Raw genomic sequence first — 22,329 nt, 5'->3', positions numbered from 1 at the left:
CCAAACGTGCGCGCGATGGTCCTCCGGGAATGGGGCGGCGGGCTCTCCCTTGAAACAGTGCCCGATCCCGTCCCCGGTCCGGGGGAGGTGGTGCTGCGTGTGCACGCCTGCGCCCCGGATCAGTTCGACGTGACCATCCGAGCCGGGCGCGCGGCGGGAAAGCTCCCCCTCGTGATGGGCCACGAGATCGCGGGGGAGGTCGCGGCCCTGGGCGTGGGCGTCGAGGGCTGGCGGGAGGGGGACCGCGCCGTCCTCCACGCCTATCTGACCTGCGGCTCCTGCCGGTTCTGCCAAGTGGGGCGGGACACGCTCTGCCGGAACTTCCGGGGCTACCTCGGGGTCCACGCCGACGGGGGCTACGCCGAATACGTCCGCTCCCCGGCGCGCAACCTCTGCCGTATTCCCGATGGGGTGGGGTACGCCGAGGCCACCGTCATCGTGAGCCCGGTGGCGACTCCCCTCAAGGCCATCAAGACCCGCGCGGGGGTCCGTCCCGGGGATGATCTGGTGATCGTCGGGGCGTGCGGGGGGGTGGGCATCCACGCCGTGCAGATCGGCAAGCGCTTCGGCGCGCGGGTGGTCGCCGTGGACATCGACGATGGCCGCCTCGCCCGGGCGAGGGCCCTCGGCGCGGACCACGCCGTGAACAGCCGCCGGGAGGATTTCGCCGCGGCGGTGGCCGAGATCACGAAGGGCAAAGGGGCCGAAGCCGTGCTGGAGTTCGTGGGGACGGAGGAGACCCTCTCCAAGAGTTTCGCCTCCCTCGCCGCGGCGGGGACGCTCGTCGTGGTGGGCTTCCAGCCTGGCGCGGTCTTCGCGAGCGACCCGACCCGCTTCGTCTCGGATGAGATTGTCGTGACGGGCTCGCGCTATGTGAACCGGGCGGAACTGGCCGAGGCGGCCCGGTGGGTGGGGGAAGGCTGGGTGAAGCCGATCATCTCGGCGACCTACCCCCTGGCCGAGGCCGAGGGCGCGCTCGCCGACCTCGCCGCGAACCGCGTCTTCGGCCGGGCGCCCCTCCTCCCGTAGGCCCAGTGGCGGCGCTTCTGGACGGGGCGCCCGAATTCACCGCCCAAAATCACTCAAAAAACCCTATTGGGCGCTCTGGCCCCCGTCCACCGTAAGGACGGCCCCCGTCACGAAGCTCGATGCCTCGCTCGCGAGGAACACGACGGCCCCCGCCAGCTCGGACGGCTGGCCCACCCGGCCCATCGGGATGTGATTTCGGATCATCCGCTCGCCCGCCTCGGAGGTGAAGAGCCCGCGGTTGAGGTCCGTCAGGAAATAGCCCGGCGCGAGAGCGTTCACCCGCACCCCGTAGCGGGCCCATTCGAGTGCGAGGGTGCGGGTGAGCTGGATGAGGCCCCCCTTGCTCGCCGAGTATGCCGCGAGCATCCGGATGCCCACCATGCCGGCGACCGAGGCGACATTGATAATCGCGCCGCCCTTGCGCTCGATCATCCCCCGCCCCGCCGCCTGACACATCAGGAAGGCGCCGCGGAGGTTGGTGGCCATCACCTGCTCCCAGCGCTCGAGCGGGAGCTCCGCCGCCCAGCCCTCCCCGCTGATGCCGCTGTTGTTCACTAGAACGTTCAGGGGTCCGAGAGCGGCCTCGGCCTCGGCGACGGCCCGGGCGGCCGACGCGGAATCGGTCACGTCCAGCTCGATCGCGGCGGCGCGCCGCCCCAGGGAGCGGATCTCGGCCGCCGCCTCCTCCAGTTTCTCCCGCCGCCGGGCGGCGACCGCCACGTCGGCCCCTGCCTCCGCCAGGGCGCGGGCCATTGCCCGGCCCAGGCCGGTTCCTCCTCCGGTGACGAGAGCGGTCCTGCCTGTCAAATCAAAGCGCTGGAGCAACCTTCCTTTCCTCCGGAAAATCCCCGGGTATCCAGGTCAGGTATCTTCCCCACAGAAATAGTGGACAAGATGTGGATAACTCTGTGGCTGGCCCCGCTAACATCCCCAAAATACGCCACTTAAGTTATCCTGCCTTAATCCGGGGCAAAACATATTTTCCTCTTAAAATCAATGAGTTGCGAAAAATTTTCGCCTATCCGCGCCTTGAGCTTTCGTCTTCCCCCCTGATTTTTCACAAGTTCGGTGGAAAGTATGTAACATTCGGAGGCGAGAGAGAAAATTCGTCAGGCCCCCCGCCCTTCCCTCACCCTCAAAAAACAGAGCCGCGTGTCCCCATACCTCGATTGCCGGATGAGCTCCGCGCCCGCGGGAGCCATAAATTCCTCCCCCCTCGGGACCTCGACCGCCGCCTCCCGGCAGAGCGCGGACGGCTCGAAGAGAAGGTCCGCCAGTTCGCGCCGCAGGGCGGTTTCCCGCCACGGCGGGTCGACGAACGCCAGGTCGAACGGCGGCGCCCCCGATTGCCGGAGGCGGGCCAACTCCCGCCTCGCGTCGCCGCGGACGACCTTGAGACCCGCCGAGAGGCCCAGGCGCCCGGCCTCCTCCTCTAGGCGCCGGCAGAGGCCCGGGTCGACCTCGAGCGCCACCGCCTCGGCGGCGCCTCGGCTCAAGGCCTCCAAGGAGATGGCCCCGCTCCCGGCGCAGACGTCGAGGAGCCGGACCCCCTCGAGGTTCTGGCCCCAGATGTTGAAGAGGGCCTCACGGACTCGATCCCCGGTGGGCCGGACCGTCTCCCCCCGGGGGGAGGCGAGGCGGCGGCCCCGGGCGCGGCCGCCGATGATGCGCACCTCCGTCCCCTACAAGCGCTCGAAGTGGGCGAGGTCACTGAACTCTCCGTACCGGGCGTGGACCTCCGCCGCCGTCAGGGTGCGCATCCGGTCGTAGCTGAACGACTCCACGTTGAAGGAGGCCATCACGCTTCCGTAGATGACGGCCCGGCGGAAGCCGGCCTGGGTCATGTCGCCCGTGGAGGCCAGGTAGCCCATGAAGCCTCCGGCGAAGGAGTCGCCCGCGCCGGTGGGGTCGTAGATGTGCTCGAGGGGCAGGCCGGGGGCCGAAAATATATGCTCATTCTGGAAAAGGAGGGCCCCGTACTCCCCGCGCTTGATGACCACTGTCTCGGGCCCCATCGCCAGGACCTTGCGGGCGGCGCGGACGATGTTGGACTCCCCGGCCAGCTCGCGCGCCTCGGCCTCGTTGATTACCACCGCGTCCACCCGGCGGAGGGTCTCCAGGAGCTCCTCGCGCTTGCCCGAGATCCAGAAGTTCATGGTGTCGCAAGCGGTGAAGCGCGGGGATTTCACCTGGTCCAGCACCGATGCCTGGAGCCCCGGGTCGATGTTGGCCAGGAAGAGATACTCGCTCTCCTTGTAGGCGGGCGGCACCTGGGGCCGGAACGACTGGAACACGTTCAGGCGGGTTTCCAGGGTATGCGCGGTGTTGAGGTCATAGCCATACTCCCCTTTCCAGCGGAAGGTCTGCCCGTCGCTGCGCTCGAGGCCGGCCAGGTCCACCCCCCGCGCGCGGAGGAAGTTGAGCGTATCCTCCGGGAAATCTCGCCCCACGACGGCCAGGAGACGGATCTTGGCGAAAAAGCTCGCGGCGATGGAGAAGTAGGTGGCCGAGCCGCCCACGGCCTCGTCGCGCTCGCCGAAGGGGGTCTTGACGGAGTCGATGGCCATGGAGCCTACAACCAGGAGATTGGACATCGTTCCTTCCCGATGGCCCCCGAGGGGGGGGTGCGCAATTCACGTGCGGGCGTCCGGGGGCGACTCTACCCTAGACGGGCCGGGGAGAAAAGCCTGGGTAGGACGCTCCGGTATTGGCCTTCCTTCCCGCCATCTTCTTTTTTCTGGTATATGAATGGGGGGAAGTCCTACCGCAGCTCGCAGCCACGCACATAGGGATGGCGCCATGCGGGCCAAAATCCAGAACGCCGCGAGCGAGCCGGTCCGGAGCGAGGAGCTCGCCGGGCTGGACTTCTTTCGCGACCTCGCGGACCGCTACCTCTCCATCGAGGGCCTGGAGGCGCGCTGGGTCCCCATCCAGCGCGAGGACCTGAGGCCCGGGAAACCGGACGCCCTCCGCCTCCACCACCTCCTCTCCCTGACCCGCGCCGTCGAGGAGACGCTCGACTCCGCCTTCCGCTCCGGGCACGTCCCGGGCACCGCCTTCTTCAGCCGGGGCAACGAGGCGGCCGGCGTGGGGAGCGCCTCCTGCCTGCGGGAGGAGGAATGGCTCGTCCCGATGCACCGCAACTGCGGGGCCCACCTCGCCAAGGGCCACCCCCCCGTCAGCATCATGGCCCATTTCTTCGGCCGGGCCGGCGGGCCCTCCGAAGGCCGCGACGGCAACTTCCACATGGGCTACCGGCCCAAGAAGATCACCCAGCTCATCAGCCACATCGGCACCATGGTCCCCATCGCGGCGGGCATCGCCTGGGCGGCCAAGCTCCAGCGGAATGGGCAGGCCGTCCTCACCTACATCGGGGACGGCGGCACCAGCTCGGGGGACTTCCACGAGGCCATGAACTTCGCGGCGGTGCGGAAGTTCCCCCTCGCCGTCGTGATCGACAACAACCAGTACGCCTACAAGACCCCCCTCTCGGACCAGTACGCCTGCCCCGCCCTGGCCCTCCGGGCGTCCGGCTACGGGGTGCCCGGCTTCCTCATCGACGGCACGGACGTGCTCCTGGTCCGCGAGGTCGTCTCCCGGGCCCTCGAGCGCGCCCGCCGGGGCGGGGGCCCCACCCTCATCGAGAGCGTCACCATGCGGCTGGGCGGGCACTCGGTCTACGACCGCTTCACCGACTACGTGGACATGGAGAAGTTCAAGCTCTGGCAGGAGAAGCGCGACCCGATCAAGCGCTTCGACCAGTACCTGATCGAGTACGAGGTGCTGACGCCCGAGGAGATCGCCGCCTCCCACGCCCGGGCCCGCCGGGAGGCGGAGGAGGCACGGGACACCGCCCTCAAGCTCCCCTTCCCCGATCCCGCCAAGGTGGCGGAGGGAGTGTTCGCCGAATGAGCCTCATCACCTACCGGGAGGCCTTGAGCGCCGCGCTCTGGGAGGAGATGGAGCGCGACGAGCGGGTATTCCTCGTCGGGGAGGACATCGGCCTGGGCGGGGGCGCCTTCTACATCACCAAGGGATTCCAGCAGCACTTCGGGCGCGACCGGGTGGTGGACGCCCCCTTGAGCGAGGCCGGCTTCACCGGCGCCGCCATCGGCGCCGCCCTGGCGGGGATGCGGCCCGTGGTGGAGTACCAGTTCGCGGACTTCGTGACCGAGGCCTTCAAGATGATCGTGGACTTCGCCGCCGGGAACCACTACCGGCGGATGGGCCCCGTCCCCATCGTCCTGCGCCTCCCCTCGGCGGCTCTCGTGAGCGGGGGCCCTTACCACAGCGTGAATCCCGAGAGCTGGTTCTTCGGCACGCCCGGCTTGAAGATAGTCGCCCCGGCCACCGCCTACGACGCCAAGGGGATGCTCAAGCAGGCCATCCGGGACGACAATCCCGTCATCTTCATGGAGTACAAGAAGTTCTACAACTACCGGCCGGCGGATCTCCCTCCCCAGCTCCAGATCGACGTTCCGGAGGGCGACTACACCGTGCCCTTCGGCCAGGCGCGCACCCTGCGCGAGGGCGAAGATCTGACCCTCCTCACCTTCGGGACCAGCGTCCTCGAGGCCCTCGAGGCCGCCCAGGTGCTGGAGAGGGAGGGCGTCTCGGCCGAGGTCATCGACCTTCGCACCCTCGTCCCCATGGACAAGGAGGCCATCCTCCGGAGCGTGAAGAAGACGGGCAAGCTCCTCATCCTCCACGAGGCCCGCAAGAGGGGCGGGGTCGGCGGAGAGATCGCCGCGCTCATCGCGGAGGAGGTGTTCGAGCACCTGGACGCCCCCATCCGCCGCGTCGGCGCGCCGGACTGCCCCGTGCCCCTCAGCCCGCCGCTCGAGAAGGCGTATCTCCCCGGCACCGCCCAGGTCGTCGGGGCGCTCCGGGAACTGGCCGCGTTCTAGCGGCGCATGGCCGGGCGGCGGGCAAACGGGCGCACGCGAGGCGCGAGGCGCTTTTCGGAGGGGCGGTTCGCGAACCGCCCCTGCGGGAAATCGGCGGATGCACCCCTGCGAGTAAGGCGCCCCGGCGCGCCGGAGGCAGTCTCCCTCGGCCCTATCGCCCGATTTGCGAAAAGGTGGAGCCCCCCATGCCCATCGCCCGCATCCGCATGCCGCGCATGGGCACGAGCGTTCACGAGAGCACCGTGGTCGAGTGGAAGAAGGCGGCGGGAGATCGCGTGGCGAAGGGAGAGCCTCTCCTCTCCGCCGAGAGCGATAAGGTGGAGTTCGAGGTCGAGAGCCCGGCGGACGGGGTGCTGAAGGAGGTCCTGGTCGCTCCGGACGCCACCGTCCCGGTGGGCGAGGTGCTCGCCCTGCTGGAAACGGAAGAAGAGATCCCCGACGCGCCTCCCGAGACCTCCCCCGCGCCGAAGGCCCCGGCCGGAGGCGCCGCACCGAAAGCCTCCGGCCCCCCCAAGCAGCCGGAGGGGGACTGGGTGGCCCCCGTGGCCCCGCTCCCGCCGCGCCAAGCCCCCGCCGTGTCCCCCGCCCCGTCGAGGCCCGCCGCTCCCCAAGCGCGGCAAGCGGCGCCCGATAGCCAAGGAAAATGGCTCTCCCCCCGCGTGCAGCGCCTCGCGGCGGAGCACGGCATCCCGCTGGGGACGATCCTCGGCCTCCCCGGCACGGGGGCGGGGGGCCGGGTGACGGCGCGGGACGTGGAGCGCTTCATCGAGGCGGGGGGCTCCGCCGCGCCCTCGGTGAGGCTCCTCTTCCGCCCCCTGGCGGAGGAAGGGAAGCCCCGTGAGCGGCGGGAGCCCCTGACCCGCCTCCGCCGGCGCATCGCCGAGAACCTCTCGCGCTCGGCGGCTATCCCCCAGGCGAGCCTGTGGATGGACGTGGACATGAGCCGCATCGCCGCCTGGCGCGAGGCCCACAAGGAGCGCTTCCGGGAGGGGCACGGGGCCTCGCTCAGCTACACGCCCTTCCTCGCCCTGGCCATCGTCCACGCCCTGCGCGACCCCGCCCACGCGCGGCTGAACGCCCGCTTCGAGGGGGACGAGCTGCACGTGGCGCGCTACGTCAACCTCGGGATCGCCGTGGACACGCCCGAGGGGCTCGTGGTACCCGTCCTGCGGGAGATCGACCGGATGGGCTTCGTGGACCTCGTCCGGGCGGTCGACGGCCTGGGCGCCCGCGCCCGCTCGGGGGGGCTCACCCCCGACGACATGGGGGGCGGCACTCTCACCCTCACCAACTTCGGCGCCTCGGGGGCCCGGGGGGGCATCCCCCTCCTCAACCCGCCCGAGGCGGCCATCATCGGGACGGGCCTGATCGCGCCGCGCGCGGCGGCCCTGCCCGGCGGAGGGATCGGCCTCCTTCCCCTGATGACGCTCTCGTTGTCGTTCGACCACCGGGCGAACGACGGCATGGCGGCGGGCCGCTTCGCCGCCGCCGTCCGCAGCGCGCTCGAAGGGATGGATCTCTCTCATTTGGAGTCTTAATCCTCATGGCACGACCCCTCGTCACCACGCCGCTCCGCTCCATGCTCTTCACCCCCGGCAGCAACGAGAAGATGGTCGCCAAGGCCCCCTCCTCGGGCGCCGACGGGGCCCTCTACGACCTGGAGGACTCGGTCGCCCCGGCCCAGAAGCAGAAGGCCCGCGAGCTCGTGGCCCAGGCCATCCCCGGGCTCAAGAAGGCCCCCGGCGCCCCCCTCACCACCCTGGTGCGGGTGAACGCGGTCGAAACCGGAATGCTGGAGAAGGACCTGGAGGCCGTCGCCGTCGCGGGCCTGGACGCCATCTTCCTCCCCAAGCCCGAGAGCGCGGCCGACGCCCGGACGGCGGACGCCATCCTCACCCGGTTGGAGAAGGACCGGAGCCTCGAGGCGGGGGGCATCGGGATTATCCTCCAGATCGAGAGCGCCAAGGGAGTGGTCAACTGCTACGAGATGTGCACGGCCGTCCCGCGCGTGGTGGGCATCAACTTCGGCAGCGCCGAGGACGCCGACCTCTGCCGGGACCTGGGCGCCACCTGGTCCCCGGACGGCGTCACCCTCCTCTACGCCCGCAGCAAGGCCCTGACGGACGCCCGCGCGGCGGGGATGCCCCACCCCACGGACGGCGTCTACATGCGGCTCGACGACGAGGCGGGCTGCCGGGCCGACGCCGCCCTCGCCAGGCAGTTGGGCTACACCGGCAAGGCGGCCATCCACCCCAAGCAGATCGCCATCTTCAACGAGGTCTTCTCCCCCAGCCCGGCCGAGGTGGACTACTACGAGGGGATGATGCAGGCCCTCGGGGAAGGCACGAAGGCGGGCCTGGGCGCCGTGACCTACAAGGGGAAGATGGTGGACGTGGCCATGGCCAAGCACGCCGAGAGGGTGCTGGCAAGGGCGCGGACGATCAAGGGGAGGTAATTTTTCAACAATGGCACCATGTCATTCCGAGGGAGCGCAGCGACGAAGGAATCTTCGCGAGTGGCGTGAAACGTAGATCCCGCGCTTCGTTCGGAATGACAAGCATCGGGCAAGCGAAAGAAGTAGGGGCGGTTCACGAACCGCCCCTACAGGAAATCAATGGCTCTTCACGTCTGTAGGGGCGACCGGCCGGTCGCCCCTACATTTTTCCCCCCTCACGTCCCGAAGGCCTTGCCCTTCTGCTTGGGGAGGCTGGTCCAGGTGCGGGCGAGCTCGGCCAGGAGCCGCACCCCCACCCCGGTGCCCCCGGCGGGGCGGTAGGGCTCCTCCTTCGAGGTGTGGGCCGGGCCCGCGATGTCGAGGTGGACCCAGGGGGTGCCCTCGGCGAAATGCTGGAGGAAGGCCGCCGCCGTGTTCGCCCCGCCGTAGCGCCCTCCGGAGATGTTGCAGAGATCGGCGAGCTTTCCCTTCATCATGTCGCCGAACTCGGGGTAGAGGGGCATGTGCCACAGCCTATCCCCCGTCTCCTCCCCGAGCCGCATCATGCGCTCCCGCATCTCGTCGTGGGTGGCGTAGAGCCCCGTGAGCTTTTCGCCCAGGGCCACGACGCAGGCCCCGGTCAGGGTGGCGAGGTCGATCATGCACTGGGGCTTAAAGCGCGTCTTGGTGTAGTGGAGGGCGTCGGCCAGGACGAGCCTCCCCTCGGCGTCGGTGTTGTGGATCTCGACGGTGGTGCCGCTCATGGCGCGCACGATGTCGCCGGGGCGGGTGGCGTCCGCGCCCAGCATGTTCTCGACCAGGGCCCCCACTCCGACGACGGGCACCCGGGGCTTGAGGCGCGCGACGCAGACCATGGCCCCCACCACGGCGGCCGCTCCGCTCATGTCGGTGGTCATGAGCTCGAGGCCCGAGCTGGGCTTGATGGAGATGCCCCCCGTGTCGAAGGTGACGCCCTTCCCCACGAACGCGATGGGCCTGGACGAGCTCCGGCCGGGCCGGTATTCCAGGACGAACACGCGGGCCGGGGCGGAGCTCCCGCGCGCGACGGCCAGGAGGGCCCCCATCTTGAGCCTGGCGAGCTGGCGGCCGTCCAGGACGGTGCACCTGAGCCCCGCCTTGCGCGCGATGCGCCGCACCTCGGCGGCGAGGTCGGGCGGGCGCTTCTCGTTGCTCGGGGTGTTCACCAGGTCGCGCGCCACGGCCGTGCCCTCGGCCAGGATCTGCCCGAGCCGCATCCCCCGGCTCATGGCGGACCGGGAGATGCCCCTTCCGCCGCAGAGGACGGCCCGCTCCATGCGCTCCTTGGCGAGCTTCTCCCGGCTCTTCGCGCCCTTGAAGCGCTCCATCCGGTAGAGGCCGAGCGCCAGCCCCTCCGCCGCCGCCCGGGCGGCCTCCTCCGCCCCCAGACCTCCGCCCACCGCGCCGTCCAGGGAAACGGCCACGCTCCGGGCACCCTCGCTCCGGGCGCGCCTGCCGGCCGAGCCCAGGGCGCGGCGGACCGTCTCCTGCGTCGCCTCCCCGGCCTTCCCCAGTCCGGCCAGCACCGCCACCTCGGGCCCGCGCCTGCCCCCGCGCGAGGGGACCCGCAGGGCGTGCACCTGGCCGGCCTTGCCCTCGAACACGCCGCGCCGGGCCAGCGCGGAGAGCGCGCCGCCGAGCGCCTTGTCGAGGCGGTCGTTCTTCGCCTTCTCGGCGATGGGAAGGATGATCGCGTCGGTGCCCTGGGACCATCCGTCGCCCGACGCAACGGAAAATCGCATGCGGACTCTCCTCTGGGGATTCGGGCAGGCAAGCGCCGCTCTCGCGGGCCGGGGCGGCAGTCTAGCGGAAGCAGGGGCGGGCCGCCACCGGCGGGCCTTCCTTCGCGGGCCGGTTTGTGGAAGAGTAGAGGAGCTTTCCGCGCGCGCCCGAGACGGAGGAAGACGGTGGGATACATCGGCGCCCTCATCCTGGCCGGGCTCCTGCTGGCCGCGCCCGCCGGGTGCGGCGGCGCCGGCCTCCTGGCCCGCGACAACGTCCGCCTCGAGCCCATGCCGCCCCTGGACGAGCAGCTCTACCGCGACCGCCTCTTCTACGCGGAGTATCTGCTCGAAACCCGGGAGACGACCGAGCGCGTGGCCGTCCTCGCCGAGGACCTCGCCGAGCCCCTCCACCTGCTCCTGAACCCGGCCCGCTACGTCTCGGGGGAGACGGGCGCGGAGCGGCTGCCCGTGCTGGCCAGGCGCCTCGCTCCGATGCGGCTCTACGCCGTCCTGGGAGCGGATGGCCGCCGGCTGGGATACGCCTTCCTCCCCCCCGGGCGCTCCCTCCGGCCCCACCAGTACACCCGGGGCATCCACACCCTCGAGCTGACGCCCGAATAGGATTTCCCGCTTCCGCATCGCGGAAAACGCGAGCGGCGCTTTTCTTCCTCCGGGGAGTGGGGCTATCATCGCCCCCTCTTAAGCCGCTCCCGAGCGGATTTCCGCAAGCAAGGAGGAATTGGAATGGCGTTCTACAACTGGGACCTACTTCCCCTCTCCCATGACCGTCCCGGGGCGGCCCACCGCCGCATCTTCGGCGACAACATGCAGATGCAGCACCTCATCATGGAGCCGGGCGGCACGCCCACGAAGCCCCACAACCATCCCGACCACGAGGAGTTCTTCTACATCCAGGCGGGGGAGTGGGAGTTCACGCTCGAGGGCGACACGCGCATCCTGCGCCCGGGCGACGTGGTGCACGTCCCCAAGGGCGCGATGCACATGCTCCGGATGACGACCCACGAGCCGGGCATGCTGCTCGAGGTCTTCTGCCCCGTCTTCAACACCGATCTGGCCAAGGACCGGCATCTCTACACCACCGACGCCATCCGGCAGCGGACGGCGGAGGCCCAGAAGGGCCACTAGGCGCCGCGCAAGCGATCGCCCAAAAAAGAAGCGGCGCCTCGCGGCGCCGCTTTTTTTCTTTTCGTGGGTCCGGAGCTTCGCCGGACTCCCAGGCCGGATGCCCGGCCTCTCGTCTCATCTTAGCGACACGCCCTCTCGAGCGACACTCGGAAGGCGGCCGTCCTTCCCGCTGACTTTTCCGGCGGCCCACAGTGCGGCCAGCGACCGCGCACCAGGGCCCTTACTCCGGATTCTTGAGGACCCTCTTCCGCCCGAAAGGCGCCTTCAGCACCTTTCGCACTATCTTCATCGTTGGAGCCATCATCATGCCATTGGCCATGAAGATCCTCCTCTTGTCGCGCGCATGACGATGTCCGTGCTTCCAATACCAATATAAAAATTCGGAGGCGGGGAGTCAAGGTTTTTCGGCGGCGCCCCGCGACGGCAAACGAATTCAAATCAATCGCTTACCCTATCCCAGGTATTTTTCCCATCTCAAGCAGAAATAGCCCAGGACCAGGAGAAAACCCGACAGAGGAAGGACGAGGAAGAAGCGGTGCAGGACGCCGGGAAGTTGGGAAATGTCGAAGTAGAGGAACATCTCGACGCCTTCCGGAGTGACGAAGGGCAGCATTCCCATCAGCGTCCCGATGAGGCGCATGAAGCCTTCCAGGAGGATGCCCAGAGGGAAGGCCGTCCAGATGCCCTGCTGTCTCCACTGCACAACCTGAAAGACGAGCAGGCCCGCCCCTCCGACAAGAGCCAGCCGTCCGATGGTTTTCCGCAGCGTGGTCAGCACCGCCGTCCCCTCCGCCCCCGAGCCGGAAAGATCGGGCCTGTATATATTATCGTCACCCGAAAGCGAAAGGAAAATCCGGCCGCCAGTGGCTTCCCTCACATCGGCTCCTGTGGCCCTCTTCACACCCGGCCTCGCCCTTTTTCGGACCGGTTGTGCCAGGGCCGGACTTGGGGCAAATTATCCCCGTTGACACGATCAAATCCACTCGCATCCTCCCGCGGCCGGGAGGATGCGGCCCTCGCCCCGGCCCCGGATGCGGGAAGGAGTTTTCACCCATGTCCGAAGCATTCGACGGAATCTTGATCGGCGGCGGGCACAACAGCCTCGTCTGCGGCGCCTACCTGGCGAAGGCGGGGATGAAGGTGGCCGTGCTGGAGCGCGCCAGCGTCATCGGCGGGGGCTGCTCGACCCGCGAGGTGACGCTCCCCGGCTTCAAGCACAACCTCCACTCGAACTACTACGTCGGACTGGACCGCTCCCCCATCCTCGACGACCTGGAACTGCACAAGTACGGCCTCGCCCTCGTCTATCCCGAGCAGCAGCAGGGGTGCGTCTTCCGCGACGGCACGGGCTTCGTCATCCACCGCGACGTGGAGAAGACGGTCAAGTCCATCGCCCGCCTCAACAAGAAGGACGCGAAAACCTACCGCGAGCTCCACGTCAAGTTCACCGAGGGCATGCTCGACATCATCACCTCGTTCATGTACTGCGCGCCCCTCCCGCCGGACGAGATGGCCGAACGCTTCTCGGGCCCGCTGGGCCGCGAGTTCTGGGCGTACAACGACCTCAGCATGTACGAGGCGGTGGACCAGCACTTCGAGGACGAGCGGCTGCGGGTGCTCTTCAAGCTCTTCCTGGGCTCCTTCACCCTGGAGAATACGCCCAAGACGGGGATCTTCTTTCCTCGCATCTTCTCGCGCATCGCCAACTTCGGGCTGCCGGTGGGCGGCAGCGCCAACTTCGCCCGCGCCCTGGAGCGCGTCATCGTCCAGGGCGGAGGCAAGGTCTTCACGGACGCCGCAGTCAGGGAGATCGCGGTCCGCGGCGGCGAGGCCACCGGCGTGGCGCTGGACGACGGCACGAGACTCCAGGCCGGGAAGTTCGTCGCGAGCGGGGTGAACTGGCCCCTGACCGTCCAGCTCGCGGGGGAGAGCCACCTCGGCAAGGAGCTCTCGGCCGCTGCCAAGAAATATAAGTGGGCCTCCCACGCCCTGTGCACCATCCACCTCGCCCTCAAGAAGGCTCCGGACTTCAAGGCGGCCAAGTTCGAACCCGACATCAACAGGACCTTCAACATCTTCTGGGGCGCGGACACGACCGAAGAGATCGACGAGTGCTTCGAGGACATCCACAGGAACGATCTGCCCCGCCTCATGGGGAACGGCGGCAGCAACAGCCTCTTCGAGCCAAGCTACGCCCCCGAGGGCGCCCACGTGGGCTTCTGGTGGCCCTTCGCCCCCTACGAGCTGAACGGCGAGGGGGCCAAGGGATGGGACAGGCACCGCAAGGAGCTCACCCAGGAGTTCATCAAGGCGTGGCAGGCCTACGCCCCGAACGTCAACAAGAGCAACATCCTGGGCAGCTACCTCTACACCCCCTACGACATCGCCAAGGGCAACGCCAACATGCCGCGGGCCAGCCACCACGTCGGGGCCTACATCCCCGAGCAGCTCGGCTTCAACCGGCCCCACCCCAAGGTGAGCCAATTCCGCACCCCGGTGAAGGGCCTCTACCTGTGCGGGTCGAGCTCCCACGTGGGCGGGGCCGTCACCGGCGCGCCCGGCTACAACTGCGCCAACGCCATCGCGGAGGATTTGAAGCTCAAGCGGACGTGGAAGCCGGTTTCGGCGCCCAGGATTTGAGGCCCGCCGGGCGGCCGCGCGGCGAATCCCGGTTCCGGCCGCATGCGAGGGCGTTTTGAAGATCTGTCCCGCGCAGGGGCGGTTCGCGAACCGCCCCTGCGGATGAAAGGCGACCCCCCGTCACATCCGCACTGTTCAATTTTAAGGAGAAGAATTGTGGAGCTGATCGACCTCGCCCAGACCATCGCCCCCGGAGGCTACGCCCGGCCCTTCCACCCCACCCCCGAAATCGCGCCGATGATGACGCACGAGGAGTCCTCGAAGCGCTTCAAGGGCAAGTTCTCCTTCATGGCGATGTCCTTCAAGCTCTCCGATCACAGTTCGACCCACGTGGACGCCATCAACCACTTCAACCCGGCGCCCGGCTCCCCCTCCATCGACCAGCTCCCCCTCGCCCGCTTCGTGACGGGGGGCCTGTGCGTGGACTTCTCCAATATCCCCGCGCGCACCTTCATCGAGCCCGAGCACATCGAGGCCGAGCTCAAGCGCCACGGCTTGAAGATCGAGAAGGGCGACACCTTCCTCTACCACTCGGGGCACTATGAGAAGTGGTTCCACGACAAGGACAAGTGGTGGACCGAGTTCGCCGGCCTGAGCCGCAAGGGGGCCGAGTACTTGGCCGACCATGGCGTGGGGAACGTGGGCTGCGAGCCCTTTACCATCGAGAACCCGGTCACCATGACGCCGGACGCGGACGAGCCCTACCCCGCCCACCAGGTGTGCAGGGAGCGCAACATGCTCAACACCGAGAACCTCGTCATCCCCAAGCGCCTCGTGGGCAAGCGCTTCACCTTCATCGGCCTGCCCTTGAAGCTCAAGGGCGGCACCGGCTCCCCCATCCGCGCCGTCGCGATGCTGGACTGAGGCAAGCCAAGCGAAAAAAGAGGCGGGTCGGCCAGACGACCGCCCCGCTTCTTTCTCTGCTCATTCCTGCATTCCGACTACTTATCCCAACCGAAATCCGGGTTGGGCGGGGAGAAGATGTCGATGTACTCCGCCTCCTCGAGCACCTCGCCCCCGTGCGGGGTGCCGGCCGGGAGCACCAGCACGTCCCCGGCCTGGACGATGCGGGGCTCCTCCCCCTCGATCTGCCAGAGGAACTTCCCGCGCAGCAGATGGGTGATCTGGTCGAAGGGGTGGGTGTGGGTCTTGACCTTCCCCCCCTGGGGGGCGGTGATGCGGCAGGCCATGACGTTCTTGGTCTGGACGATGCGCCCCCGCACGATGTTGTTGAGCTGCTTCTCCGGCACGTCCTTCCAGCTGTACACAGGCATGACCGTCCGCTCCTTTAGGAAGATTCCGCTTGCGCGCGCTGCGCCCCGCCCGGCTTGCGGACGAGGAAGAGATAGCGGTTGAGGCTGAAAAAGTACCCCCCTCGTTCGCCCAGAGCCTTGAGGTCCTCGGCCCAGGCCTTGGCCTCCTCCTTGGTGACGCCCCGGCGGCCGATGACGAAGGGGACGATGAGGCCGATCATCCCTGCGCTGTAAGTGCCCGGATTGTACTCGGGGTTGAGGATGGGCACCGCCTCCCGGCGGAGGATATCGAACCCCGCCCTTCTCAGCCGGCCCGAGAGGGTGCGCGGCAGGTGGGGGTCGGCCAGGTGCTCGTCCCAGGCCTCCATGACGCGGCGCGCCCGCTCGCCGTCCCGCGCTCGCCAGACGAGGGAGCCCCAGTCCGTGTCCAGGATGGCCGCCCGGCCCCCTGGGCCCAGCACCCGGAAAAGCTCGGCGAGCGCCCGATCGATCTCCTTCACGTACTCATACACCTGGATGGCCGCCGCGGCGTCGAACTCCTCATCGCCGAATGGCAGGTGAAGAGCGTCCCCCTCCCGCAGGGAGGCGCACGGCAAGCCCTCCAGCCGCGCCCGGGCCAGCTCCAGCATGGCGGGGCTCACGTCCACTCCCTCGACCGAGCCCCCGGGCCCCACGGCCCCGGCCATCTCCCGGGCCAGGAAACCCGGGCCCACCCCCACGTCCAGGACGCGCTCCCCGGGCCTGAGCCCCAGCGCCTCCAGGACGAGGGCCCGCTGGCCGGCCACGTCCGGCGTGGTGTAGACCGCCTCGACGCGGCGGGCGGCTTTCTCATCGAAGCGCGGCGGCTGGGCCACGTAGCCTCCCGAAACCGGACATCCCGCTCCGGAGGATACCAGGAAAGGAGGGGCCCGAAACCCGGCCGGGGCTTCCGTTCCTGTCTTCGCAGGGGCGCACGGCCGTGCGCCCCCCACGGAAAAACCGGCGGTGGGTTCCACCCCGGCGCAAAGTATCCCACCGGCGTTGACGCGCGCCGGGCCCCCGACGACAATGCCGCCTCTCGCAGTGCCCGAGGCCGAATCGCGGATGGACGCCAAAAAGAAATTCAACCTGTTCGCCCTCTCCGCCAGCCATGGCCTCAACTCCTTTTACATGTACCTCCTCATCCCCGTGCTCCCGCTCATCGTGAAGGAGTACGATCTCAGCTACGTCGAGGCGGGCATCCTTGTTTCGGCCTATTCACTCTCGAACAGCCTCTTCCAGTTTCCCTTCTCTTTCCTCGCCGACTATACCGGCCGCTGGCGCACCGTTTTGGCTCTCTCCCATCTCATCCAGGCCCTGCCCGTCCTCTTCTACGCCTACGCGGGGAGCTACCGACTGCTGCTCCTGCTCGGCTTCATCAGCGGCCTGGGGAGCGCCGCCTACCATCCTCCCGCCGTCTCGCTGATCACGCGGGAGCTTCCGGGCCGCCGGGGCTTCACCATGGCCATCTTCAACGGCGGGGGCGATGTCGGGCACATCGTCACCCCGGCCCTGGTGGGATGGCTCACCGCCTACCTGATGAGCTGGCAGGCGGCCGTCCAGGTGCTCGTCCTTCCAGGCCTCGTCTGGGCCGCCCTCATCTGGCTCCGCTTCCGGGACCAGGGTTCTCAGGGGCAGGCCATGCGGCAGGCGGCCCGCTCCACCATCGGCGCCCTGTTCCGGAACCGGCGCCTCATGCTGCTGGTGACGCTCTCGACCTTCCGCATCACCGGCTTCCGGGGGCTGATGACCTTCCTCCCCCTCCTCCTGACCCAGTCCTTCGGCTACGACGTCCGGCAGGCGGGATGGATCCTGAGCGGCTATTTCGTGCTGGGCACGGTGGCCACCCTCTTCGTGGGCCAATGGTCGGACCGGCTCGGCGGGAACCGCACCATCTTCATCGTGGTCATGACCTTCATGACGGCGGCGGCCCTGTCGAGCCTGTCGTGGGTCAACTCGGTGCCGGCGCTGCTCCTCGCCGTGGCCTCCGTCGGCGTCCTGCTCACGCCGGTGCCGAGCCTGGTGCTGGCCGTGGGGACGGAGCTGGTGGAGGAGCGCCAGCGCTCAAGCTCGGTGGGCCTCATCTATGGTATGAATGAGGGCGCGAGCACGCTCTCGCCCATCATCGGAGGCCTCGTGGCCCAGTCGTTCGGGCTCCGCCTCGTTTTCCTGTTCTACGCGCTGATGTTCGCGGCGGGAGGGGTCGTGGCCATTCTCCTGCACCGCGAGCGGCTGCGCCCCCAGGCGAAGCTGGCCGGAGAGACGGCATGACCCAGGCGAACCTCGTAGGCGTCTCCCCCGCCGGGCCCGCCCCCGCCGCCGAGTCCTTTCCCTGGGCGGCGATGGCCATCCTGGTCTTTGCGCACTTCGTGGTGGACAGCCTCGTCAGCATGCTCTCGCCGCTGCTTCCTCTCCTCCGCGAGAAGTTCCAGCTCTCCCTGAGCCAGGCGGGGCTGCTCGTCACCACTCTCTCGCTGAGCAACGCATTCGCCCAGCCCCTCACCGCCGTAGTGGTGGACCGCTGGCCCCGCCTCCCCTGGCTCGTCGTGGGGCTGGGCGGGAGCGCCTTCGCCATGACCGCCATCGGCTGGGCGCCGAGCTACACCCTCGTGGGCGTGGCCGTCCTCTTCGGGGGCTGCATGGCGGGCCTCTGCCATCCCGACATGTCCCTGCGGGCGAGCAACCTGAGCCAGCGGTACAAGGGGCTGGCCGTGAGCGCCTTCGTGACGGGAGGGCGGCTCGGCTTCTCCTTCGGCCCCCTTGTGGCCATCGGGGTGGCGGGGACGTTCGGGATGGAGTGGCTTTGGGTCTATGCGCTGATCGCCGTGGGCGCCGCGCTGGCGGTGCGCTGGGGTCTGCCCGACCCGCCTGCGGCCGTTCAAATTGGGGCGGGCGGCCCTTCCCTCCTTCGGGGCCTGCAGGCGTCCCTGCGGGAGGCCGGGCTTCCACTCGTCATCCTGACCGGCATCACGTTCTGCCGCGCCATGGTGAACATCAACCTGATGGGCTTCCTCCCGACCCTTTACGTGGAGCGGGGGCTGGGGCTTTGGCAAGGCGGGACGGCGAACGCCATCCTACTCTTCTTCGGCGGCCTGGGGGTGATGCTCGGCGGCGTCCTGGCCGATCGCATCGGCATGCGGACCATCGTCGTCACCGCGCAGGTCCTCTCCTTCCTCAGCCTTTCGGCGTTCCTCGCCTCGCCCCCCGGCCTGGGCATGGCCATCCTCGCCGCGGTCGGGATCAGCATGTACCTGATGATGGGGGTGGGCATCGCCTACGCGCAGGAGATGATGCCCAACAACCGCGGCTTCGCGAGCTCCATGATGCTGGGAGTGGCCTGGGGGATGGCGAGCTTCTCGGTCTATCCCATCTCGAAGGTGGCCGAGCAGGTGGGGCTCCACAGCGCCTTCTGGATCCTGCCAGGCTTCCTCGTGGTGAGCTTCCTCCTCTCCCTCCTCCTCCCGAGGAAGGCCGCGCCCGCGCGGCAGGCATCGCGCGGTTGAGCCGTCCCCCGCCCGGGGCTAATATTCCCCGAGACCTTCCCCCGGGAGAAAAGACATGCCTCATCCCCTCCGCCTCGCCTGCCTCCTGGCGCTGAGCCTGGCCCTGGCGCCCTTCCCCGTCCTGGCGGGGCCCGCCGCGCCTCCCGCGCCGCCCGGGAACCAGCCGCCGGCCGAGAAACCCGAGGATGCCCGCAAGCGCGCCGAGGAGGAGCGGCGGGCCCGCGAGGCCCAGGCGAAGGAGATCCGGAAGAAACTCGACACCCTGAGGGGGCTGATCAAGGAAACCAACGCCGACCTTCAGCTTCGCACGGCAGGGAGCGACATCTTCGAGCGCAAGCGCGTCCTCGAGAACCAGCTCCGAGACTACATCGCGCTTCTCTCCCTCACGGATCAGGCCCTGGCCGAGGCCGAGCGCCTCGCCCACGAGGTGGAAGCGCTCCGCAGGGCGGCGGGCGCGGGGCCCCGGGATGCGCAGCGGCTCCAGCTCGTGAATTTCCTTGAGGCGCGCCGGCGCGAGTACATGCTCTTCGCCACGCGCTGAGCCTCAGCCGCCCTCCGGAGGGCCGAAGACGGCCCACGCCACGTCCGCGGCCCGCCGAAAGCCCAGGTTCAAGAAGACCCGCTCCGAGGCCGTGTTCCCGTCCACGATGTAGCAGAAGACCTCCCTGCCCCGCGCCCACTGCCGCTCCACCATGGCCGTGACCACGGCGCGCGCGAGCCGCCGGTTGCGGTAAGCGTCCAGCGTCCGCAGCATGCCGATGTCCCCGCTGGCGTGGACGATCATGAAGGAAGCCAGGGCGCCTTCAATCCGGACGGCCGCGGTGGGGGCGCCGCGGATGCGTTCCAGGCAGTACGCGACGTCGTGCCCGTACTCGCTCAGCCGGGCGAGGAGGGGGGCATCCTCCTCCCGCAGCGTCTCCACCGGCGGCCCCTCCCGGAAGGGGCGGAAGTCCTCCCTCCGAAGGGTATAGAGGCCGCAGGGGGACTGGCGGACCAGGGGGCGCGAGGCCGCCAAGGCGTCCCGCAGGGGGGGCGGGATCGACGCCAGCTTCAGGAGGCCCTCGTCCTCGCTCCCCCGGTTCACCTCGGCCGAGAGGGCGTCAAGATCATCCAGATGGGCGAGTACCGCATCGGGATCGCCCACCGGCAGGAGCCACTTCCGCTGCGCGGCGTGGACGGCGAGCCTGGGCGCGGCCGGATTGTCCGTCCAGACGGGGAAGGCGCCGCCCGACTCGGCCAGCGTGCCGCGCATGCGGAGGCTCTGGGGATGATGCTTCCGTAGAAAAGCGTCGAAGGGGGCTCCCGCCGGGTGGAGCACGGGATGGAGCGGCATGGCGTTCAGTCCCAGAAGCGGTAGCGCAGCAGGGTCCACATGGCGACGGCGCCGTCCCGCCAGGTGATCTTCTTCCCCTCGTCGTAGGAGCGGCCGTAGTAGGAGATGGGCACCTCGTACACCCGCCACCGCTTCGCCTTGAAGATCTTGGCGGTGAGCTCGGGCTCGACGTCGAAACGGCGCGAGCGCAGGGTGATGCCCGCGATGACCTCCCGCCGGAACATCTTGTAGCCCGTCTCCATGTCGGTCAGGGTGGTGTTGAAGAGAAGGTTGGTCAGGAAGGTGAGGCAGCGGTTGCCCACCTTGTGCCAGAACATGTGGACGCGCTGGGGCCTTCCGCCGAAGCGGCTGCCGTAAACTACGTCCGCCACCCCCCTCTGGATGGGCCCGAGGAGATCGGGAAGGTCGGCGGGGTCGTATTCCAAGTCGGCGTCCTGGACGACCAGCACGTCCCCGCGCGCGGCCGCGAAACCCGCCGCCAGGGCGGCGCCTTTTCCCCCGTTCTCCGGCTGGTGAAGGATGCGGACCCCATCCCCCTCCAGCCCGGCCAGGACGCCGCGCGTCCCGTCCGTGCTGCCATCGTCCACCACGATGATCTCCAGGGAGAGCGGGACGGCCTTCACCCGTTCCACGACCTGCCGGATGGTGGCTTCCTCGTTGTAGCAGGGGATGACCACGCTCAAGAGGATGTCCACTTTCCATCCCTCCATGGGAGCAGAAGGGCGGAAGCTAGCACGGGGATTTGGAGAGGGTCAAACTCAGGCCTTTCCCGGGTTTGACGCCGCTCTTTCGACGCACCTAAGATGAACTTCAGCTTACGGCGCTGCACCGGGCCATCTAGCAGGCGGGATATTGACAATCCGAGCGAACGCACCGCGCACTCCCTGGAAGCGCAGTGGGGGCCACCGGCCGGCCCTCCTGGCCGCCCTGCTTCTCGCCGGAGGGTGCGCGCTGTTTCCGCCGGCCGGGAACGTCAAGCTGCCTCCCCCGCCCCGGCATGAAGGGGAATTGCAGCCCTTCCGCTACGCCAGCCCGGACGGCTTGCCCATCGAGGGCTACATGGCCCTTCCTGCCGGGGCCTCGGCGCCCGCCAAGAGCCCCTGCCTGCTCTTCCTGCACGGGCAGATCGGCTTCTGGCGGTCCTACCGGCCTTACGCCCTGCAGCTGGCCCGGTTGGGGTACGGCGTCCTCTACATTAACTATTATTCGGCCCGGATGGTGAACCTGAAGGAAGGGATGCGCCCCTTTCCCGAGCGGGTCGAGCGCTTCCATTTCCTGCTCGAGGACATGGCCCGCGGGGTGGACACCCTGGCGGCGCACCCGCGCTGCGAGGGGGGCGGGGTGACGCTCGTCGGCTTCAGCCTGGGAGGGAGCTACGCCTTTCAGGTGGCCGCGCGGCGGCCGGGGAAGGTGGCGGGCATCGTCTCCTTCTACGGCGGCTATCGCTTCCGGCCCCTCATGGACACCTGGGACATCCGGCTCTCCTACTATTTCGCCGACGAGGATGGCCGGCTCTGGCACCAGTGGTTCGCCCGGCAGGACCCGCAGGCCCTCATCGGGAAGGTCCGTTCCCCCGTCCTTCTCCTCCATGGGCGGAGGGACGCCTGGATCCCCTATCAGCAGGCGCGGGAATATCATGGGGCGCTCCGGGAGAGGAACATCCCGGCCGACCTGGTGCTTCTCCCCCGGGCGAACCACGACTTCATGTTCAGCCTGGACCCCTCGCCCGGCCAGCAGGCGGTGAGCTATCTGGTGGAATTCCTGGAGCGCCGGGTGGTGGCCGCGCTGCGCCGCGGATGCTCTCCGGGCGGATACGGGGCCCTCCCCCCCTGCCCCGAACCGGTCCCGCTGCATACGGTGGGACGGCCCGAGAAGCTAGCGGCGCCCCTCCTCACGCCCGCTGGATCCCATCCCAGGCGTTGAGCAGGTCCTGCGCCGTGGGATGATCGGCCGCATCCCGCCCCCGGCGCCCCCAGCGGATCGTCCCCTCCCCGTCGATGATGAAGGCGCCCGGCAGGCGCGAGCGGTCGCCGATGGTCTGGCCATGTCTGTGCCCGCGCAGCATGGCCCAGAGGCCGCGCGAGAAGGTGCGGAAGTTAATCAACTGCGAGACCTCGGCCTGAACGAGGCCGAAGGCGTCGTATGCCTTTCCGGCCGGATCCCCCAGGCAGATGAAGGGAGAGCCCAGCATCCCGCACACCGCCTCGGCGGCGGCCCCCTCCGCCGGGCTCACGGCGACCACCCGGATCTTCTTGTCCTGGAACAGCGGCCACGCGCGGCGCAACTGCGCCACCTGCTCCCGG

The 22,329-nt window shown here is 69.0% G+C and carries 23 protein-coding genes; 13 read left to right on the top strand and 10 right to left on the bottom strand.

Annotated features, from left to right (window positions below; translation table 11 throughout):
- Positions 1–6 precede the first annotated feature (6 nt).
- On the top strand, positions 7–1,029 hold the full coding sequence (locus tag HYZ11_14380) for a zinc-binding dehydrogenase (GenBank protein MBI3128788.1): 1,023 nt from the start codon (positions 7–9) through the stop codon (positions 1,027–1,029).
- Positions 1,030–1,092: 63 nt separating this feature from the next.
- Here HYZ11_14380 and HYZ11_14375 read toward each other — a convergent pair whose 3' ends face one another.
- From HYZ11_14375 to HYZ11_14365, 3 genes are all read right to left on the bottom strand, one after another.
- A complete protein-coding gene (locus HYZ11_14375; GenBank protein ID MBI3128787.1) occupies positions 1,093–1,854 on the bottom strand; it encodes a glucose 1-dehydrogenase in 762 nt (253 codons plus the stop codon).
- Positions 1,855–2,138: 284 nt separating this feature from the next.
- On the bottom strand, positions 2,139–2,702 hold the full coding sequence (gene rsmD, locus HYZ11_14370; GenBank protein ID MBI3128786.1) for a 16S rRNA (guanine(966)-N(2))-methyltransferase RsmD: 564 nt from the start codon (positions 2,700–2,702) through the stop codon (positions 2,139–2,141).
- 9 nt (positions 2,703–2,711) lie between these two features.
- Positions 2,712–3,623 (bottom strand): sugar kinase, encoded by a 912-nt coding sequence (locus HYZ11_14365; GenBank protein ID MBI3128785.1) that lies wholly within the window; start codon positions 3,621–3,623, stop codon positions 2,712–2,714.
- A gap of 205 nt (positions 3,624–3,828) precedes the next feature.
- On the opposite strand from HYZ11_14365, the gene HYZ11_14360 reads away from it, so the two are divergent.
- From HYZ11_14360 to HYZ11_14345, 4 genes are all read left to right on the top strand, one after another.
- A complete protein-coding gene (locus HYZ11_14360; protein ID MBI3128784.1) occupies positions 3,829–4,941 on the top strand; it encodes a thiamine pyrophosphate-dependent dehydrogenase E1 component subunit alpha in 1,113 nt (370 codons plus the stop codon).
- On the top strand, positions 4,938–5,936 hold the full coding sequence (locus tag HYZ11_14355; GenBank protein MBI3128783.1) for an alpha-ketoacid dehydrogenase subunit beta: 999 nt from the start codon (positions 4,938–4,940) through the stop codon (positions 5,934–5,936). Before HYZ11_14360 ends, HYZ11_14355 begins: the two co-directional genes overlap by 4 nt.
- A 185-nt stretch (positions 5,937–6,121) precedes the next feature.
- Positions 6,122–7,474 carry a 2-oxo acid dehydrogenase subunit E2 gene (locus tag HYZ11_14350; protein MBI3128782.1) on the top strand — a complete coding sequence of 451 codons (1,353 nt, stop codon included), beginning with the start codon at positions 6,122–6,124 and terminating at the stop codon, positions 7,472–7,474.
- 5 nt (positions 7,475–7,479) lie between these two features.
- Positions 7,480–8,391: a CoA ester lyase gene (locus HYZ11_14345; GenBank protein MBI3128781.1), complete on the top strand. Its 912-nt coding sequence runs from the start codon at positions 7,480–7,482 to the stop codon at positions 8,389–8,391.
- Positions 8,392–8,606: 215 nt separating this feature from the next.
- On the opposite strand, the gene HYZ11_14340 is transcribed toward HYZ11_14345, so the two are convergent.
- A complete protein-coding gene (locus tag HYZ11_14340; protein MBI3128780.1) occupies positions 8,607–10,151 on the bottom strand; it encodes a leucyl aminopeptidase in 1,545 nt (514 codons plus the stop codon).
- Between the two features lie 165 nt (positions 10,152–10,316).
- Here HYZ11_14340 and HYZ11_14335 point away from each other — a divergent pair, with 165 nt between their 5' ends.
- Both HYZ11_14335 and HYZ11_14330 read left to right on the top strand, forming a co-directional pair.
- Positions 10,317–10,754 (top strand): hypothetical protein, encoded by a 438-nt coding sequence (locus tag HYZ11_14335; protein ID MBI3128779.1) that lies wholly within the window; start codon positions 10,317–10,319, stop codon positions 10,752–10,754.
- A 123-nt stretch (positions 10,755–10,877) separates the two neighbouring features.
- Positions 10,878–11,279 (top strand): cupin domain-containing protein, encoded by a 402-nt coding sequence (locus tag HYZ11_14330; GenBank protein ID MBI3128778.1) that lies wholly within the window; start codon positions 10,878–10,880, stop codon positions 11,277–11,279.
- 451 nt (positions 11,280–11,730) lie between these two features.
- Here the strand turns inward: HYZ11_14330 and HYZ11_14325 are convergent, their stop codons facing one another.
- The gene (locus HYZ11_14325) at positions 11,731–12,057 is read right to left on the bottom strand and encodes a hypothetical protein (GenBank protein MBI3128777.1); all 327 of its coding nucleotides are present in this window, start codon (positions 12,055–12,057) and stop codon (positions 11,731–11,733) included.
- Positions 12,058–12,332: 275 nt separating this feature from the next.
- Between HYZ11_14325 and HYZ11_14320 the strand changes: the two genes are divergently transcribed.
- Both HYZ11_14320 and HYZ11_14315 read left to right on the top strand, forming a co-directional pair.
- Positions 12,333–13,919: an NAD(P)/FAD-dependent oxidoreductase gene (locus tag HYZ11_14320; GenBank protein ID MBI3128776.1), complete on the top strand. Its 1,587-nt coding sequence runs from the start codon at positions 12,333–12,335 to the stop codon at positions 13,917–13,919.
- 156 nt (positions 13,920–14,075) lie between these two features.
- The gene (locus HYZ11_14315) at positions 14,076–14,783 is read left to right on the top strand and encodes a cyclase family protein (protein MBI3128775.1); all 708 of its coding nucleotides are present in this window, start codon (positions 14,076–14,078) and stop codon (positions 14,781–14,783) included.
- 77 nt (positions 14,784–14,860) lie between these two features.
- On the opposite strand, the gene HYZ11_14310 is transcribed toward HYZ11_14315, so the two are convergent.
- Entirely contained in the window at positions 14,861–15,193 is a 333-nt protein-coding gene (locus HYZ11_14310; protein MBI3128774.1) for a cupin domain-containing protein, read from the bottom strand.
- 14 nt (positions 15,194–15,207) lie between these two features.
- Positions 15,208–16,026 (bottom strand): methyltransferase domain-containing protein, encoded by an 819-nt coding sequence (locus HYZ11_14305; protein ID MBI3128773.1) that lies wholly within the window; start codon positions 16,024–16,026, stop codon positions 15,208–15,210.
- Between the two features lie 229 nt (positions 16,027–16,255).
- Between HYZ11_14305 and HYZ11_14300 the strand changes: the two genes are divergently transcribed.
- The 3 genes from HYZ11_14300 to HYZ11_14290 are packed head-to-tail and all read left to right on the top strand — an operon-like array spanning position 16,256 to position 19,234.
- Positions 16,256–17,461 (top strand): MFS transporter, encoded by a 1,206-nt coding sequence (locus HYZ11_14300; GenBank protein ID MBI3128772.1) that lies wholly within the window; start codon positions 16,256–16,258, stop codon positions 17,459–17,461.
- Positions 17,458–18,693: an MFS transporter gene (locus HYZ11_14295; protein ID MBI3128771.1), complete on the top strand. Its 1,236-nt coding sequence runs from the start codon at positions 17,458–17,460 to the stop codon at positions 18,691–18,693. Before HYZ11_14300 ends, HYZ11_14295 begins: the two co-directional genes overlap by 4 nt.
- Before the next feature lie 55 nt (positions 18,694–18,748).
- The gene (locus HYZ11_14290; GenBank protein MBI3128770.1) at positions 18,749–19,234 is read left to right on the top strand and encodes a hypothetical protein; all 486 of its coding nucleotides are present in this window, start codon (positions 18,749–18,751) and stop codon (positions 19,232–19,234) included.
- A gap of 3 nt (positions 19,235–19,237) precedes the next feature.
- Here the strand turns inward: HYZ11_14290 and HYZ11_14285 are convergent, their stop codons facing one another.
- Both HYZ11_14285 and HYZ11_14280 read right to left on the bottom strand, forming a co-directional pair.
- Entirely contained in the window at positions 19,238–20,026 is a 789-nt protein-coding gene (locus HYZ11_14285) for a hypothetical protein (GenBank protein MBI3128769.1), read from the bottom strand.
- A 5-nt stretch (positions 20,027–20,031) separates the two neighbouring features.
- A complete protein-coding gene (locus tag HYZ11_14280) occupies positions 20,032–20,715 on the bottom strand; it encodes a glycosyltransferase family 2 protein (GenBank protein MBI3128768.1) in 684 nt (227 codons plus the stop codon).
- Between the two features lie 319 nt (positions 20,716–21,034).
- Between HYZ11_14280 and HYZ11_14275 the strand changes: the two genes are divergently transcribed.
- Positions 21,035–21,949, top strand: a complete 915-nt coding sequence (locus HYZ11_14275) for a dienelactone hydrolase family protein (protein ID MBI3128767.1) — start codon at positions 21,035–21,037, stop codon at positions 21,947–21,949.
- Here HYZ11_14275 and HYZ11_14270 read toward each other — a convergent pair.
- Positions 21,918–22,310 carry a redoxin domain-containing protein gene (locus tag HYZ11_14270; GenBank protein MBI3128766.1) on the bottom strand — a complete coding sequence of 131 codons (393 nt, stop codon included), beginning with the start codon at positions 22,308–22,310 and terminating at the stop codon, positions 21,918–21,920. The two genes, HYZ11_14275 and HYZ11_14270, sit on opposite strands and share 32 nt — an antisense overlap.
- Between the last annotated feature and the right edge of the window lie 19 nt (positions 22,311–22,329).

It is taken from the genome of Candidatus Tectomicrobia bacterium (genome assembly GCA_016192135.1).
Classification (GTDB): domain Bacteria; phylum UBA8248; class UBA8248; order UBA8248; family UBA8248; genus 2-12-FULL-69-37.
The sequence above is the reverse complement of the archived record's forward strand: the minus strand, read 5'-3'. Positions and strand labels throughout refer to the sequence as shown.

What these genes read in the sequence shown, in the direction of transcription:
- HYZ11_14330 (MBI3128778.1), top strand. Translation starts at nt 10,878, where the DNA reads ATGGCGTTCTACAACTGGGACCTACTTCCCCTCTCCCATGACCGTCCC.
- HYZ11_14355 (MBI3128783.1), top strand. Translation starts at nt 4,938, where the DNA reads ATGAGCCTCATCACCTACCGGGAGGCCTTGAGCGCCGCGCTCTGGGAG.
- HYZ11_14310 (MBI3128774.1), bottom strand. Translation starts at nt 15,193, where the DNA reads ATGCCTGTGTACAGCTGGAAGGACGTGCCGGAGAAGCAGCTCAACAAC.
- HYZ11_14300 (MBI3128772.1), top strand. Translation starts at nt 16,256, where the DNA reads ATGGACGCCAAAAAGAAATTCAACCTGTTCGCCCTCTCCGCCAGCCAT.
- HYZ11_14285 (MBI3128769.1), bottom strand. Translation starts at nt 20,026, where the DNA reads ATGCCGCTCCATCCCGTGCTCCACCCGGCGGGAGCCCCCTTCGACGCT.
- HYZ11_14290 (MBI3128770.1), top strand. Translation starts at nt 18,749, where the DNA reads ATGCCTCATCCCCTCCGCCTCGCCTGCCTCCTGGCGCTGAGCCTGGCC.
- HYZ11_14295 (MBI3128771.1), top strand. Translation starts at nt 17,458, where the DNA reads ATGACCCAGGCGAACCTCGTAGGCGTCTCCCCCGCCGGGCCCGCCCCC.
- HYZ11_14320 (MBI3128776.1), top strand. Translation starts at nt 12,333, where the DNA reads ATGTCCGAAGCATTCGACGGAATCTTGATCGGCGGCGGGCACAACAGC.
- HYZ11_14340 (MBI3128780.1), bottom strand. Translation starts at nt 10,151, where the DNA reads ATGCGATTTTCCGTTGCGTCGGGCGACGGATGGTCCCAGGGCACCGAC.
- HYZ11_14360 (MBI3128784.1), top strand. Translation starts at nt 3,829, where the DNA reads ATGCGGGCCAAAATCCAGAACGCCGCGAGCGAGCCGGTCCGGAGCGAG.
- HYZ11_14350 (MBI3128782.1), top strand. Translation starts at nt 6,122, where the DNA reads ATGCCCATCGCCCGCATCCGCATGCCGCGCATGGGCACGAGCGTTCAC.
- HYZ11_14365 (MBI3128785.1), bottom strand. Translation starts at nt 3,623, where the DNA reads ATGTCCAATCTCCTGGTTGTAGGCTCCATGGCCATCGACTCCGTCAAG.
- HYZ11_14345 (MBI3128781.1), top strand. Translation starts at nt 7,480, where the DNA reads ATGGCACGACCCCTCGTCACCACGCCGCTCCGCTCCATGCTCTTCACC.